Here is a 15,465-nt window from a genome sequence, read left to right on the forward strand (position 1 = left end):
AGCCGCGCCCGGTGCGCAAAGCGCCTTGAGAAACTTGCCACACGAGCCTGGCCTGCCGTAGGATGCGGGTGTTTCGAAAACGGATGCGCCTCGCCCTGATTTTCACGGTCCCGGGGTGCAGTCGATTTTTTCGGGAGGGTCCACATGCTCGTCGATACCGCCAGTCCTGATCCGGAACTTCCCCCTTTCCCTGTGGTCATGCGCCCCGTGGGGCGTTTCGTGTTGCCCGTTCCCGAGAGCATGGAGCTGTCCGCGGCATGGTTCAAGGTCAACGGTATCGCCGTCGAGGAACTGCCCTGGAAATCAGGGCCCCAGCAAGGGCGCGCCATGGACGCGCTCAGGAGATCGCTCGGGACGGACGCGGGGGGAGCGCACGAGATCACGGGACTGGCTGTCCGCGAGAGATGGGATGAAACGGACGTCAGCGACCTCTGCGGGTTTCCGGCCCTGCTTCGCTGCTGCAACGGCAGCAAGGCCGACCACAACCTCGAAGTCCATATCGGCATGCCGGACCTGATACTGCGCCTGACGGATAACCGGCCCTTCGACACATGCGGCCCGTGCCTGACCATCAACGGGCCGATCCTGAACCTGTTCAGGCACTATCGCCACGACGATGTGCGTGTTCCGTCGGAAAGCTTCTTTTTCTCCGCCGGCAGAGTCGAAGGCCTGAAAACCTGGAGCGAACAGGCCGGCATAAGTCTCGAACGCCCTCCGGCCGGATCGCTGCAAAGAATCCGCCTCCGGTTTGCGACGCATCTTTTCGCACACCCCTGCGACCCGCCCCGGATCACCGAAGTCGTCAAGTCGGTGACCAGCAAGTACCGCATCGATCTGAAGATCCTGCGTTCTCGGGAGAGGATCCTGGCAGGCTTGAACGGGCTGGAAGAGATCTACATCCTTCAGCCCAAGGACAAGGCCTGCCCCGACGCCCCAAGGCTGACCGCCTGCTGGGAGTATGAAGGCGCGGGCGGGGACCCGCAAAAACCGCACATCGAGCTCAAGCTGTCCTGCCGGGCCGAGGCCCGGGAAGACGCCCTGCGCATGTGGGACGCCGTCGTCACGAATTTCAGTTCGGTACGGCGGCATTACGCCACATGACCGCGGACGGGGCAGCGCTCTCCTTACGCCTGGACCCTAAGGCAGCATGCGCTCCGCCGCACATGCCCGGATGCGTCACAGCAAGGCCTGCCCCCTGTCCATGACCCCTTGCCCGAAATAACAGGCCGGACGGACATCAAGCCCGTCCGGCCTGGCCGTTTTCAGCAGCCGAGCCTGCGGGCGATCTCCTTGGCCGCCAGCCGTCCGGCGCCCATGGCCAGGATGACCGTGGCCGCGCCGGTGACGATGTCGCCGCCGGCGAAGACGTTCGGCATGCTCGTTTCACCGGTCTCCTCGTTGACCTGGATGTAGCCCCGCTTGTCGAGGGCCAGGCCGGGCTCGTTCTCCAGCAGCACGGGGTTGGAGCGTGTACCCACGGCGATGACCGCCAGGTCCGTCGGCAGTTCGTAGATGTCCCCCTCGACGGGTTTGGGGCTGCGGCGCCCGGAGGCGTCGGGCTCGCCGAGTTCCATGCGCTGCAGACGGACCGTGCCCAGGTTCCCGTCCTCGCCGGGGATGAACTCCAACGGCGCGGCCAGGCATTCCATGATCACGCCCTCCTCGATGGCGTGCTCGACCTCCTCGCGCCGGGCGGGCATGGCGTCCACCGTGCGCCTGTAGACGATACGCACGCTCTCGGCGCCCAGGCGCCGGGCCGTGCGCGCCGCGTCCATGGCCACGTTGCCGCCGCCGTAGACCGTGACGTGGCGGCCACGGATGATGGGCGTGTCGAAGTTCGGGAAATCATAGGCCCGGCCGAGGTTGACGCGGGTCAGGTACTCGTTGGCCGAGAAGACGCCGTTGAGGTTCTCGCCGGGGATGTTCATGAACCGGGGCAGGCCCGCGCCCACGCCGATGAACACGGCCTTGTGGCCCTTGTCGAAGAGGTCCTGGATGCCGAAGGTCTTGCCGCCCACGGCGTTGCGCACGAACTCGACCTGCAGGTCCTGCAGGGCGTTGACCTCCTTGGCCACGATCTTGTTCTTGGGCAGCCGGAACTCCGGAATGCCGTAGACAAGCACGCCGCCCAGCTCGTGCAGGGCCTCGTAGACCGTGACCTTGCAGCCGCGCGAGGCCAGGAACCCGGCCACGGTCAGGGACGAGGGGCCCGAGCCGATGCAGGCCACCTTCCTGTCCGGATCGATGGAGGGGCATTCGAACTTGTCGGAGATGAGGTCGCAGGAGTCGCGGTGGAAGAACTCGTCGGCCACGAAGCGCTCCAGGCGGCCGATGGCCACGGGCTCGCCCTTGGGATGCACCCGCAGGATGACGAAATTTCCGGGCCGGGCCTTGGCCGCGATCTCCGGGGCATGGATGACGAGTTTGGAGGTCTGGTCGGGAATGAGCTGTTTTTTTTCCAGGATGGTATTCGGCATGCTTTATCCTCTCGGTTTCGGTCCTCGGACCTGATCTTGAAATGTCCCGGGCGGCCGCCCAGCAATCCCTGCACCATGAGGATACATGCACCGGACAAGGCGCCGCGTCTCGTTTCGCGACTAACGTGAATTAAGATACCTTTCTTTACGACCCATGCACGGCATCATCCCGCGCAGAAGAGGAACGGACGCGCGTCGGCCGGAAACAACCGTCCGAAGAGTGTCGCCCCGCAGGAATCATGGTTCGGCGGCCGAAGACGTCGGTCCCGGCTCGACCCAGCGGCGCGAATCGGTCGAAATCGGATTTGCGCCTTGAAAATGGGTTACATCAGCCCCGGAGCCTGCGCCCTGGAAATTCGCTCATATCGCGCCTTAAAACGGGGGACGGGGCGGATCACTGCAAGGGTGGGCAGGAGAGGCAAAGACAGGAGCTCAAGCAGGCGATCGGTCGCGCACAGCCAAGAATATACCCAGCGTTGACCTGCCGGGATGGAAGACGCCGTACGGGAAGGATACGCGAGGAACAGCGCTTCGAGGGGAGAGGAACGGGCAGGGGCGGAGTGTGTGGAACATGGTCAATCAGCTGTGGACTGCGTACGCGGGCAGATTCGTCAAAGGACGACTTGATCCCTTGCCTTCGTTTGCCCAGGCTGACCATCGAATTTCTGATCGACGACAAGGAGATCATTCCCATCGATATCGGGACGCATGACAGGATGTATTGGATTTGGATGGAATCGGATGGATTTTTGAAAATTCAAGATTCAAGACGCGACCCCGCTTCCCCTGTCGCAAATTCAAGCGCCATCGCTCTTGCACCCGCAAGATCCTTCTTGCCGGTCCCGAGTTTCGGAATTTCCTCAACGGCGAAAAATTTGTCGGGGACAAGAAGGGGATTCGTCCCGCTTTCCAGCATGGCTTTCCTGAGGGTCGCCGGCTCGTTCATCCCACTGACCAGGGCCACGATCCGCTCCCCTTTCTTCACGTCGCGCACGGCTACTGCCACGGTATCCGCACCCGAAGGGGCGTTGCGCAGCAACGCCTCCTCCACGGCGGCAAGGCTGACCATCTCCCCGCCGATTTTTGCGAAACGGGAATATCGATCCAGAATGACCAGAAAACCGTCCTCATCGATGCGTCCCTTGTCGCCACTCTTGTACCAGCGAATGCCGTCCTGCTCGATAATGGCGCCCCTGGTCCTGGCCTCGTCATCAAAATATCCCTTCATGATCTGGGTGCCGCCAATGAGAATCAGGCCGGCTTCCCCAGCGGGCAGATCCTCAAAGGTTTCCGGGTCGACTACGCGCAAGGCGCTTCCGGGCAACGGCAGGCCCACCGTCCCCGTCTTCGAGCCCACCTGCACAGAAAACCCGTTGGTGTTGAGCACGTCCACGGTGTTCACGGTGGCAACCGGCGTTGTCTCCGTGGTGCCGTAGCCTTCATGAACCTCAAGCCCGAACTTTTCCTTGAAGGCCCTTCGTGTCTCGTCGTTGAGCCTCTCCGCACCGGCGACCACCAGTCGCAGCGAGGAGAACATGAGACGGTGCAGTTTCTGATTGCGGGTGTAGAGACCGAGGAATGTGGGGGTGGCGCAGAGGAACGTCGCCTGATATTCGGCTGCAACGCATCCGATTCTATAGGCGTCCGTGGGGTCGGGATGGCAAACCACGGGTATGCCCTCGATCAGCGGCATGAATGTGGTCACCGTGAGGCCGAAGGCGTGAAAGAGCGGCAGCGTCCCGAGGAAGACATCGTGGTCCCGGGCGTTGAACAGGCAGGACACCTGCTTGATGTTGCCCATGATGTTCTTGTGACTGAGCATGACTCCCTTGGGGGATCCTTCGGAACCGCTGCTGAAGAGAATGGCCGCGGTGTCGTCCAGGCAGACCCTCTGGAAAAAGAGACGCCGCAGGACAAAGGTGGGCAGCACCTGCGACGCGATCATGGCAGCGATGAAAGCGCCCTTGCCGATACCCGAGCGCAGCGTTTCCATGAAAAACACCTCACGGTCCTGTAAAATTCCGCTCAGGTCGATCCCCCTGCCCCGGAGCCTGGCGAGAAACGCCTCGGATGTGACGATGGTCCCGATATGCGCCCGCTCGAGAATTCCATGCAGCGTGTCAGCCCCCGAGGTGTAGTTGAGATTCACCACGGTCTTGCCGAGCATGAGCAGGGACATGTTGGCGATGACCCCGCCGACGCTGGCCGGCAGGAGCACGCCCACATTCTTCTGGCCGACGGTTTTTTTTCGCAGCATGCGGGAGGCGAGAATGCACACGGACAGGAGTCGCCGATGAGACATGTCGCTCCCCGTCGAGTCGGCCACGGCGCGGCGCCCCGGATACCGTTTGGCTGTTTTGAGCCAGGCCGTGTGCAGGGGATCGAAGGTTTGAGAGTACTCCTTCCAGGCCGCGATGGACAGCCTGGAGACGGCCTTCTTGACCTCCGGAGCCGCGGCCATCGGCGGCCCGAAGCAGACCGTCACGTCGCGGAAGCTGCGGATGCGTGACGTCTCCCGCAGTCGCGGTCCGGCGAAGGAAAACAGGCTGCCCCAGAGACCGCGCAGATAAAAGGGAACAATGGCGCAGCCCGACTCGCGGGCCGGAATCTCGAAACCGCGCTTGAACTCGCCGAGCTGTCCGTTGCGGCTGATGGCGCCTTCGGGGAATATGACTACGCACTGACCGGCCTTGAGGGCCGTCTCCACGTCCCGCAGGGCCTGTCTGCTGCCCCGCGAGGAAATGGGGATCATGCCCAGGCGCCGGAGCAACCACTTCAGATACCAGCGTTCATAAATGGAACGCTCCATGACGAAACGCAAGCGGCGCGGGACGGCCAGATGCAGCACCGCCCAGTCGATCCAGCTGACATGGTTGCCCAGCAGAAGCACACCGCCGTCTGCGGGCAGATGGTTGAGTCCGGACACCGACAGCCTGTAGCGCTGCGAGAACAGAATGTAGAGCAGGTACCGCAACAGGGACTGCGGCAGTTTCCCGAGCGTATATATCGTGCTGCCCAGAGCGACTGCCGCGAGAATATAGAAAAGAGGCACGCTGCCAATGCCTGCGAGCGACATGACCAGGGTCAGCCCCAGAAAGGCCAGCATTCCGATATTCTGGAGAAAATTGTTTCCGGCCAGAATCTTCCCCATTTCCCGGTCCCGGGCCGTGAACTGGATCAGGGCATTGAGCGGCACGACCAAAAGCCCCCCGCAGACGCCGTAGCCGAAAAGGAGCGCGCTGAGCAGTGCCCGACTCTCGATGTTCGGCAAGAGGAAGAGGCACACGGTCATGCCCATGGCCCCCAGGGGGATGGTGCCGGTCTCGATGAAATTGCGCGATACCTTCCCCGCCATCACGGAACCGACGATGATGCCCAGGCCGCCCAGGGCCAGCATGCCCTGGGTCACGACCGTGTTCGTCTCCCCGGCGACATCCTTGAGGTACGCCCCGAATGTCGCGAGAAGGACCTGGTTCACGGACCAGAAAATGGTCAGTCCGATGATGGAGAGCCAGATGACCTGCTTTTCCTTCAGCAACTTCACGTTGTCCCGCAGATACCCTCCCCGGAGGTATTTCACGCTGTCGATGGAGACCTGTCGGTCTCCGGGTCGGATATCCGGCAGCCGGAAGGCGAGGATGGTTTCCAGGACGGTCCCGGCCACCAGAATGTACCCGCACGGTGCGATGGCCTTCAGAATTTCATGCGGACTGTCCGGCATGATTGCCGGCAAAAACGCTTCGAAAAACACGGAAAAGATCACGGCGCCGAGGAGAATGGCCACAATGGTTACCGCCTGTACGGCGGCATTGGCCTGTGCGAGGCCCTCCTGTCCGGTCATCTCCTTGATGTAGCCGTACTTGGCTGGAGAATAGAAGGCGCTCTGCACGGCCAGCAGGAACGTCATGAGAAAGGCGGGCCAGAACAGCCCGGCATGGTAAAAGATCACGATCAGCACGGCCAGGGGGATCGCAGCCGCCGCGGAGATCCTGATGACCCGGCTCTTGGCGAACCTGTCGGCGATGCAGGCTGCCGGAGTGAAGAGCAGGATGAACGGCAGCAACAGGAGCGCGTTCACCATGGCGGTCAGTGCGATTTGTTCAGTCCCCGAAAAAACCTTGAACACCGTGTTCTGAATAACGATTTTATGTCCCAGGTCGGTGATCGCGTTGAGGAGCACGACCAGGATGTAGGGCGTGAATCCGCACATTTTTCTCAGACTTTTCATTGCCGGTATCCTTGTTCTCGGTTGCGTCGGAAAGGACTTCGAAACTCCACTGCTGCGGGCCTTGAAGCGAAAAAATCACGGTGTGCCGCGGAGATACGGATCAGGATCGAGGTAGAACGCCTTCCAGAACCCTTGCGTCGAACCGTCTATGTCCCACGAGTCGGGAAAAATGCGCGCCACGGAGTAGTGCAGATGGGGCGGCGTGCCGCGCGCGTTGCCGGTATCACCGAGTGTTCCCAGTTCGCCGCCGGGCGGGACAAGACGAAGCGCTGACGTCGTGACGGAGTCCATGTCGGCGTAATAATGCTGACGCCATTTCGGCCCCAGCATCACGGCCACGTTGCCGCCTCGGTCGATGCTTCCGACAAAAACACAATTCCCGCCGTGGCGCTCGTCACGACTGTCCCCCGGCGCCCGAAGATGTCGATGCCCTTGTGGACCCCGGACATGCCCCACGGCTCGTGCCAGAAGGATTTCCGGTTCCAGTCGCCGGGTGTCGCTCCGGCCACCGGGATCACGATCCTTTCCGGAATCGCGAAACCGGCGGCGATGATGCACAGGATGATTACGAGGATTCCTTTCATTTCCGCCTGATGGACATCAGTCCCGAGTCGTACACGTTTGCAGAAAAGACACGACTTCATCGCGCACCACCAGACCAGGCCTCTTCCCGCGCAACAGATCAACCGCATCACGGGCGTCCCCGCAGTCTCCCTTTTCGAGGAGATAGCCGCCGATGATCGCGGCGCTGCGCGAATACCCGACCTTGCAGTGCACATAGACCGTTCCACGCTCCATTTCGCGTTTGATGAACGAGACGGCTTCGGCGAACTGGGCGCTGGTCGGGGCGGTCAGGTCGAGGATGGGCACAGTCAGATAGCGCGCGGCTCGAAAGGAAGGGACCTCGGAGAATTCCGACGTCAGATCCAAAACTGCGGTGACGCCCAGGCCCATTGCCTGACGCGCCTGCGCATCAGACAGTCTCCGACCCATCCAGAGACCGGGAAGTATTTCGTTCCATGGATCGGATCGACGGGAGTAATACAGCAGCGACACGAAATGGCCGAGAATGACGGGGGCCAGCAATATGCGGGAGCAGAGCGCCAACCGGCCGCCGTGCTTGCGATACACGTTGGGAAAAAGCCCGAAGTATGCGCAGCAGACCAGGAGCATTGCCGCGGCCGGCCACGCCGGAAGCAGATGCCCCGTTGCTGCCGCTGCCAGGCCGAACAAGACCGCGCCGATACCGTAGAGACGCGCTACACGATAATTCGCGCTTCCCTGCCCGCTCCGACTGCGCGAAAAAAGGTAACAGCAGAATACGGCCAGAACGAAGCCGCCGATGACATCGACGACATGATGCTGCCAGGTGAGAACGGTCGAAAATCCGACCAGACCGAACCATGCGAGCAGAGCCAATCGCAGCAGCCCTGTGGTGGCGGCTGCGTACACTTCGGCGAGAATGCCTTGCAACGCGATATGCAGCGAAGGAAACATATTGTACGGGCGGTCGAACGCGTGCAAAAAGCTGAATATCGCTCCAAGCCATCCGTCAGGAACCGGACGTTCGAAGGCGAACCGCAGCGGGAAGCACAAAAAAAACAGGCCTGCGATCAGAATGGCGAAACTGACGCGCATGGCGAACATCCGGCGTTCGTCAGATCTCCTGCAGACAAAGGGCGCCATGACGAAAAACAGGTCTATGGACATGTACGGAATGATCATGAGGGGCACGAAAGGGATCATCCGCTCCCACGCAAAGACCACGGAGCCGACATCGCCGCGCAGCGACGTCAGCCAGGAACAGCCTCCGTACACCACGATGAACAGCACCGACGTGAATGCGGCGACCAGGGCCGCCTCTGTCAGCCCCCGGCGCGACGCGCCGTCGAGACGGTGAATATTCCCCATGGGTCGATCTCCATGCCTGTTTTCTCGAATCCGGCCGACCTGACCATCTCGTCCAGTTCCGCCTGGGAACGTCGGCGCATGATCCATGGCGCGCCGTCGCGATTGGGCAGGACCCTGGCGATGACCTCGAGCTGCGGATGCCAGGGCTGCCCCGTATAGACCAGATACCCTCCCGGCTCGATCACCTCGCCGATGGCCTTCAGGGAAGCGAGAACCCGGTCATTGTCGGGAAACAACTCGTACAGGCCGGACACGACGACCACATTGGGACGCGACCTGACCGTCCGGATCGACTCAGGGTCAAAGGCGTCGGCCCGTTCGAAACGCGTTCGACCGAGACCGAGGCTTGAAGCCAGCGCCCGGCCCTGCTCCAGATTGCCCTCGTCCCAATCCCGCAACGTCGCATCGACTTTGCCCTCCCGCGCCTTGAGGACGCTCAGGACATAGCGGCCGCAGCCTGTTGCAACATCCAGAAGCGTGACCTGGGACGCAGCGGCTTCAAGAGTGTCCATCACGGCGTGAAGCTGTTTTTCCAGATGCCGGCGGCGCATGCGGATGCCTTTCCAGCCGATGGCGTCGAGGTAGGCGCGGTCGATGGCCCGGCCTATGCGCCCGAGGCCACGGGCGCTGTCTTCATACACGTAATCAAGACTTCTCCCCGAATCGAAACCGGTCTCAAGACCGATCGCGATTCCGCGGCTCAGCCTGCCCAGCGCCCGCAACGCGAGTTTTTGCATGGAAAAGAACGCTGTCCTCAGAACTGACGTGGACTGCCGGAGCAGGTCATACTCCACGCGCATGGTGCCTCCCCGGTGGGCGTTCAGCAGATGCGAGCGGTCCACTTCCTCCGTGAAGGACCGGATGACGAATTCGCGGATATCCTCCATGACGCGCTCCCGGCCCACCTCTTGAAGCAGGGCGTGATGGAAGCCGGGATACTCGTGCATTTCCTTCCGGGTCGCCCCGAGATCTCTGTAGAATTTTCTCTGGGCCTCGGCTTCGACGACGCAGTCCGACCCCGCCGCGAGAATCAGCGTCGGCGTGGTGATGGCGTGGGCGTCGTCCATGATCCGGCCGGCCGTATCGTGCATTTCCGCAAGGACATTGACGGCGATACGACGCGTGATCAGAGGGTCTGTTCGATAGAGACGCCGCTGCTCGGAATCGTGAGTCAGCATAGCCGCGCTCACGTAGCTGCTGACAAAGGCCTTCTCCTTGAATTTGAGAAGCATGCGCAGCAGCGGCATGGCCATGGGGACATAGAGCCTGATGCGGAAAGCTGGGGCTAGAAGGACCATGGCCCGAATTCGCGGCGCGAAATCGTGCGCCCAGGCACAGGCCGTGACCGCGCCCACGCTGTTGGCCACGATGACGATGTTTTCCGGCGAAATGCCGTGTCCGGTTCTGACGAAGTGGACGAACGCATCGAGGTCTCTGACCAGATCGTAGTAGTTATCCGCATGTCCTCGGTCTCCGGGTGATCGGCCATGTCCCCGCGTGTCCCAGGAAAAGGCGCGGAAATCGCCCAGCCCCAGTTCCTGCAACGCGCGGGACAGACGCCCGGAGTGTTCATGGCCGCGATGCAGGAAGATCAGCGCCCTGTCTGTCGCCTGTGATGTGCACCAGCTGCGATAGAACAACTCAGCGCCATCCCAGCTGGAGAATGTTCCTTCGGATTCGATCCAGTCCATAATGCTCCTCCCGAATCTGTTGCGCCCGCTACCGGCCAGTCCTTAGTCGACGCCATGGCGGCCCGCCGTCGCCGCCAACTTTTCGAAGCTGTCCGCGAGACGTTTCATGAAACTCTTGCGGCATCCGTCCCAATGCAACGCGGCTCCGACGACAACGTCACAAATGACAGGAATCAGAACCCATTCGCCCTTGGGCAATGATTTGCCGGTCCCCTGCAGAAAAATCGGAATTACAGGGATATCCGGATGCCGTCTGGCCAGGTGCGCAATTCCGGTCCTGAATTCAGCCATGCGCTCCGGTTCCCCCCTGCTGCCCTCGGGAAAGAAAATCAGGGTCTCTCCGACGGCCAGCGCCGCCGAGCAGGCGGCAAAGGGGTCATCCCTGCGCCCCTCGGCCAGACGCCGGAAGGGAATGATGCCGATGACGTTCAGGGCGAACCAGGCCAGCCACCTGTTTTTCAAGAAATAGTCCTGCGCGGCCACCGGACGCACTTTTCTCAGACTGGACAGGGGGAACAGGGACATGAGGACCAGAGCGTCGAGGTGGCTGTTGTGATTGGCGACCACGATGGACGGGGAAGTTGCGCCGAGGCTCTGGCGGTTTCTGGTGTTCACCCCCATGATCAAAAAAATCAGGGGCCTGGCGAACAGGGTGAACCAAAGCAATCGAAGAATGCCTTTCATGTCTCAGTGATACGTGTAGTAGATGAAATGAAAGAAGATCGGGGCCGTGAAGGTCAGACTGTCCACCCGATCCAGAATGCCGCCGTGACCGGGCAGCATGTTTCCCGTGTCCTTTATGCCGATGTCGCGCTTGATGGCCGACACGCAGATGTCCCCGAAAAAACCGGAAATGCCGATCAGCGCCCCTACCAGCAGCGCCTGCGACACCGCCATTGAGATGAGAAAGGGTCCGGCCAGGCCCGCCAACAGCGCCGTGGTGGCCACACCGCCGATCAGACCCGCCCATGTTTTGTTCGGACTGACCGAAGGCACCACCTTGGCGTGACCAAACCCCTTGCCCCAGCAGAACTGAGCGATATCATTGGCTTCCGTCAGAATGACGAGGAGCAGAACCAGACTTACTCCATAGTCGCCATCGACATCCTCGCCGCTGAGGGTGAGCAGAAAGGCCGCATGGCTCAGACTGAACACCGTGGTCATGAGGCCCCAATGCAGCGTTCCCACGGCCTTGAGAAACCCCTGCGTATCCCCGCGCAGCAGCATCCTGACGGGGAGCAGCAAGAAGCAGTAGACCGGAATGAAGATGATAAACATCCCGTACCAGGAGATGTAGGCCAAATAATACTGGATCGGTATGGCGAGGTAAGCCCAGAACAGGACTCTGTGATCGGCCCTTCTGGTTGGGATGAACGTGAGATACTCTTTGAAGGCCAGATAGGACACGATGCAGAAAAAACTGATCGCGGCCCCCCGTGAGACGGACAGGGCCCCGAACAGCGGAAGCACGATGAGCCACCATGTTCTCGTGCGCACCAGTACTTCACTGCGTTGCCTGTCTTGGCCGGAGCGATGTGCCTCCCTCAGGGCCACACCAAGGGTGACCACAGCCAGGATGGCAAGAGTCAAGATCATGAAGAGCTTGGAAGGCGGCAACGCGTGAAGCGCGATCATGCCGCACCGCCATGCAAGGCCCTCATGGCCCTTCGGAAAATCGTGACGACCAGCAGCACGACAATCCCGGCCATCGCGACATGAAGCCAGACTCCTCGCGGCGCTCCGCTCGCAAGGGCCAGGGCCAAAAGGCCAAAGGCCGCGGCGCGATCACTCTTGCCCATGGGGCCGTCATATCGCCGGCCGCCCCCGAACTGGACTCCGAGAATCCCGACCATCTCGCTGAGCGCCGCCAGCACCACGGCCATCACGACCAACGGCGCCGGGCACCCCGGCACCGCGGACAGAGGCAGATACAGCGCCGCGTCGGAGACCACGTCGCCCAGTTCGTTCAGCATGGCGCCCACATCGGACTCCATTCCGTGCTCCCGCGCCAGCATTCCATCCAGCGCATTGAGGGCCATCCGCACGAACAAGGTGCACGGAACAACCGAAAGGGCCCATCTTTCCCCTGCGGAGAGCCAGACAAGACTGCCCGCCGCCGCAGACAGAACCATGGCCGCGACAGTGACCTGATTGGCAGTCACCCCGTGGGCCGCCAAAAATCGGCAGGCGGGGCGGAGCATACTCTGAAACCGGGATTTCAACGCATAGACGGTCATGGCAGAACTCATCGCCGACCCTACGCGCAAAAACGCACAGTTCAGCTGGTTGTCATGAGCGGGAGAGACGATTCCGTCCCGTGCTTGCGTCGAGACAGTGCAAAGGAATTTATTAAATCACAATCAGGATAACTGCCTATTTTAAAAGAAGAATATATAATATGCATTGTGGAATTCCACTGAAATCGACTAGGCATTTCGGGAAGAAGCACCCGGCCCCTGGAATTCATCGGCATGGGCATCCGTCCGTCGCTACCGGTGCCGAATGAAGTAGGCATGACCGAGAATCAGAAGACTCAGCATGTACGTGCCTGCGGGGCTGCTCCGGCATGAGAACCGGGCATATTTCTTCCGCTACGGCCGCCGGTACCTGCAACGGCCGGACGCCATCCCCCTCGACCCGGCCAGGATGCCTCTGGCCGACATCGAGTTTTCCGCGAGCACCCTTTTCAGCGCCCTGCGCGACGCCGCCCCGGACCGCTGGGGCCGCAAGGTGCTGGGGCTGATGGCCGGCCGTGCTCCAGGGACGCTGAACGAGTTCGAGATGCTGACGGCGGCCCACCACCCGCAGCGCATGGGTGCCCTGGCCTTCGGTCCTACGCCTGATGCCCCAGCGTCCCTAGCTCCGTGGGCCACGGGCGAAGCGTTCTGCATGGTGCCCGAAGACCTTGGGCGCGTGGCGGCCATCGTCGCCCGCGTCGACGAGTTCGAAGACGACGAGGACCTCGACGAATTACGGGACGGCTTGCCCGAAGACGCCTTCCTGGCCGCCCTCGCCTCCAGCCTGTCCCTGGGCGGCGCCAGACCCAAGGCCATGGTCACCCTGGACGGGGCGTCGTGGATCGCCAAATTCTCCAAACGCGGAGACCCGTGGCGTGAACCCGTTGTCGAGCACGCGACCATGACCCTGGCCGCACGCTGCGGCATCACGGTCGCATCCACCCGCCTGATGGAACTGAACGGGCATTTCGTCCTGCTGGTCCAGCGCTTCGACCGCCTGGAAGGCGACTCGCGGCACGTCATTTCCGGCTTCACGGTGACGGGGGCCGAGGAAGACGGCGACTGGGGCAGCTATCAGAACCTGGCCGAACAGGCCCGCAGGCTCGGCGACACGCAGTCCGGGCCGGAGATATTCCGGCGCATGGCTTTCAACGCCCTGTGCTCGAACCGGGACGACCACCTGCGCAACCACGCCTTTTTCGTCTCCCGCAAAGCCATCGCCATGACCCCGGCCTACGACCTGGTGCCCTCCTCCATCCGCTTCAGGCAATGGGATCTGTCCCTGCGCTGCGGGCTGGAAGGCCGGGCGGCCACGCGGTCCAATATTCTGAGCGATGTCCGCCCCTTCGGGATCGACGAAAGGGAGGCCAGGGGGATCTGGGAAGAGATGCGGGAAACGGCCGCAGGCTGGCGGGAACACTTCGCCGGGTGCGGCGTGACGGAACGGGAGATGGACGAACTCGGGCGCCGCTTCACGTTGGCGGAAGCTTCAGCAAGGGCCTCATAGAACGTATTCTCTGGCAGATCAGCTCACGCGTTCAATAATCGTCAGAAGTGCTTCCATGAACCCCATTCCGGCGTACTCGCCCATGAATGACCGGAGAAACAGGCGTCCCCGTTCCGTCAACATCCAACCAAGAACGCCGCAATTCAGCACGACGGTCCACCAGAAGACGACGCGAAACGACTGTTTGCGGGATTTGTGACGCAGCAGTGTCTGTGCGGCCAGGGCGCCGGGCCATCCCCCGGCAAGGGACAACAGGTGCAAGGTGCTTTCCTGCGTCCGCCACCGTCCCCCTTGCGCGGCCCACTTGTCTTTGGCGTAGACGAGAAAGGCAAGGATGCTCGCAGCGGCGTACCAGCCGGAGGCAAAGGACGGCAGGCGGCCTGTTGCGGAAGCAACGAAAACGGCGAGCAGCGCAGCGCCGGACAGGCCGAGGAGTACGAGGACGCGTCCGCTCGGCACAGGCAGGGCCCCGGAATAAACGACCTGTTCAGCCCTGGGGCGGCCCTTGGGGTCGCTGCCGGACACGAAATTCACGGCATCGTCAACGCCCGGCCTTCGCGCACGGTCACGAAAGGCTGAAACATGCGCGAACACGTCCTCCCCTCCGTCATCGGGCCTGACAAAACCGAAACCCCGGTCCTCGTTCCAACTGACAATTCTTCCGCTTCGACGCATGTCATTCTTCCTTTCGCAATGTTTCAGCTTCCAACGAAAATAAAGCTAACAATCACACCGTGGCAGCCTGCCCTGGTTCGTCAAAGGCATGGCCTGCGCGCCTCGATTTAAAACACACCGGACACCAAGACCATCTATTGACGTTGTTGGCACACGAGACATCCTCCCGCTATTTACTCTTTGGCTGGCATGTTGGGTTGACGTCGGCCGCTTTCGAAGTCCTGGAAGATATCCAGCATTTCCTCCGTCTGGAGTTGCCCGATATAGCGGAACCACGTCCGCCCGTCCGGGCCGATGAGCAGGTGCTGGGGGATGACCCGGTTGTCGGGCTCGGTGCCAAAGAGGATGCGGGCCGGGTCAATGCCGTGCTCTGAAGCCCAGGCGCGGGCTTCTTCGACAGGAGTTTCGACAGTTTCTGGTCAAATGAGCCGGCTATTCCCAATAATACAGCATATTAGCTCTTGATTTTCTGTAAGACCCCACGCTCGACTTCATAGCCGAACGCAGTCAGGACCCTGGCCTGATCCGGCGTTGGCTCCTCGATCATCCGCCATGCCTTTTCCTTCTCTCCGTTCCAGCACAGACACGAGTGCAGATTGCGCATGAGGTCCATGGTCCGCTGCGCGGTCATGTGGATGCCGGCGTCTTCCAGCTTCAGTTCGATCAAACGCAGATACGCCAAAGCTATGATGCAGCTCAGGAAGTGGCACCTGATTTTCGAATCGGTCCAGTGTCGTAT

12 protein-coding genes and 1 pseudogene are annotated in these 15,465 nt (G+C 61.5%); 2 read left to right on the plus strand and 11 right to left on the minus strand.

Features of this window, described 5'->3' with window-relative positions; translation table 11 throughout:
* Positions 1–144 precede the first annotated feature (144 nt).
* A complete protein-coding gene (locus G394_RS0108605) occupies positions 145–1,101 on the plus strand; it encodes a hypothetical protein (protein ID WP_028577312.1) in 957 nt (318 codons plus the stop codon).
* A gap of 161 nt (positions 1,102–1,262) precedes the next feature.
* Here G394_RS0108605 and G394_RS18560 read toward each other — a convergent pair whose 3' ends face one another.
* The 9 genes from G394_RS18560 to G394_RS0108645 form a co-directional block, all read right to left on the minus strand.
* On the minus strand, positions 1,263–2,477 hold the full coding sequence (locus tag G394_RS18560; RefSeq protein ID WP_084435475.1) for an FAD-dependent oxidoreductase: 1,215 nt from the start codon (positions 2,475–2,477) through the stop codon (positions 1,263–1,265).
* A gap of 757 nt (positions 2,478–3,234) precedes the next feature.
* Positions 3,235–6,705, minus strand: a complete 3,471-nt coding sequence (locus G394_RS0108615; protein WP_028577313.1) for an acyl-[ACP]--phospholipid O-acyltransferase — start codon at positions 6,703–6,705, stop codon at positions 3,235–3,237.
* Between the two features lie 75 nt (positions 6,706–6,780).
* On the minus strand, positions 6,781–7,035 hold the full coding sequence (locus G394_RS21625; RefSeq protein ID WP_245578299.1) for a M23 family metallopeptidase: 255 nt from the start codon (positions 7,033–7,035) through the stop codon (positions 6,781–6,783).
* Positions 7,035–7,289, minus strand: a complete 255-nt coding sequence (locus G394_RS21630) for a M23 family metallopeptidase (protein ID WP_245578296.1) — start codon at positions 7,287–7,289, stop codon at positions 7,035–7,037. Before G394_RS21630 ends, G394_RS21625 begins: the two co-directional genes overlap by 1 nt.
* Before the next feature lie 16 nt (positions 7,290–7,305).
* Positions 7,306–8,616, minus strand: a complete 1,311-nt coding sequence (locus G394_RS0108625) for a phosphatase PAP2/dual specificity phosphatase family protein (RefSeq protein ID WP_028577314.1) — start codon at positions 8,614–8,616, stop codon at positions 7,306–7,308.
* The gene (locus G394_RS0108630) at positions 8,571–10,307 is read right to left on the minus strand and encodes a bifunctional alpha/beta hydrolase/class I SAM-dependent methyltransferase (RefSeq protein ID WP_028577315.1); all 1,737 of its coding nucleotides are present in this window, start codon (positions 10,305–10,307) and stop codon (positions 8,571–8,573) included. The genes G394_RS0108625 and G394_RS0108630 overlap by 46 nt, the downstream gene beginning before the upstream one ends.
* Positions 10,308–10,349: 42 nt before the next feature.
* Positions 10,350–10,991 (minus strand): lysophospholipid acyltransferase family protein, encoded by a 642-nt coding sequence (locus G394_RS0108635; protein WP_028577316.1) that lies wholly within the window; start codon positions 10,989–10,991, stop codon positions 10,350–10,352.
* Positions 10,992–10,994: 3 nt separating this feature from the next.
* A complete protein-coding gene (locus G394_RS0108640) occupies positions 10,995–11,942 on the minus strand; it encodes a phosphatidate cytidylyltransferase (RefSeq protein ID WP_028577317.1) in 948 nt (315 codons plus the stop codon).
* Positions 11,939–12,544, minus strand: coding sequence for a CDP-alcohol phosphatidyltransferase family protein (locus G394_RS0108645; protein WP_028577318.1), 606 nt, complete (start codon positions 12,542–12,544; stop codon positions 11,939–11,941). The genes G394_RS0108640 and G394_RS0108645 overlap by 4 nt, the downstream gene beginning before the upstream one ends.
* A 301-nt stretch (positions 12,545–12,845) precedes the next feature.
* On the opposite strand from G394_RS0108645, the gene G394_RS0108650 reads away from it, so the two are divergent.
* Positions 12,846–14,051 carry a type II toxin-antitoxin system HipA family toxin gene (locus G394_RS0108650; protein ID WP_051307064.1) on the plus strand — a complete coding sequence of 402 codons (1,206 nt, stop codon included), beginning with the start codon at positions 12,846–12,848 and terminating at the stop codon, positions 14,049–14,051.
* Between the two features lie 18 nt (positions 14,052–14,069).
* Here the strand turns inward: G394_RS0108650 and G394_RS18570 are convergent, their stop codons facing one another.
* Together G394_RS18570 and G394_RS0108665 are read right to left on the minus strand one after the other, a co-directional pair.
* Positions 14,070–14,726 (minus strand): cold shock and DUF1294 domain-containing protein, encoded by a 657-nt coding sequence (locus G394_RS18570; RefSeq protein WP_051307065.1) that lies wholly within the window; start codon positions 14,724–14,726, stop codon positions 14,070–14,072.
* A gap of 454 nt (positions 14,727–15,180) precedes the next feature.
* Positions 15,181–15,465 (minus strand): annotated as a pseudogene (locus tag G394_RS0108665) (IS1634 family transposase); the annotation flags it as partial.

The organism is Desulfomicrobium escambiense DSM 10707, from assembly GCF_000428825.1.
GTDB classification, from domain to species: domain Bacteria; phylum Desulfobacterota; class Desulfovibrionia; order Desulfovibrionales; family Desulfomicrobiaceae; genus Desulfomicrobium; species Desulfomicrobium escambiense.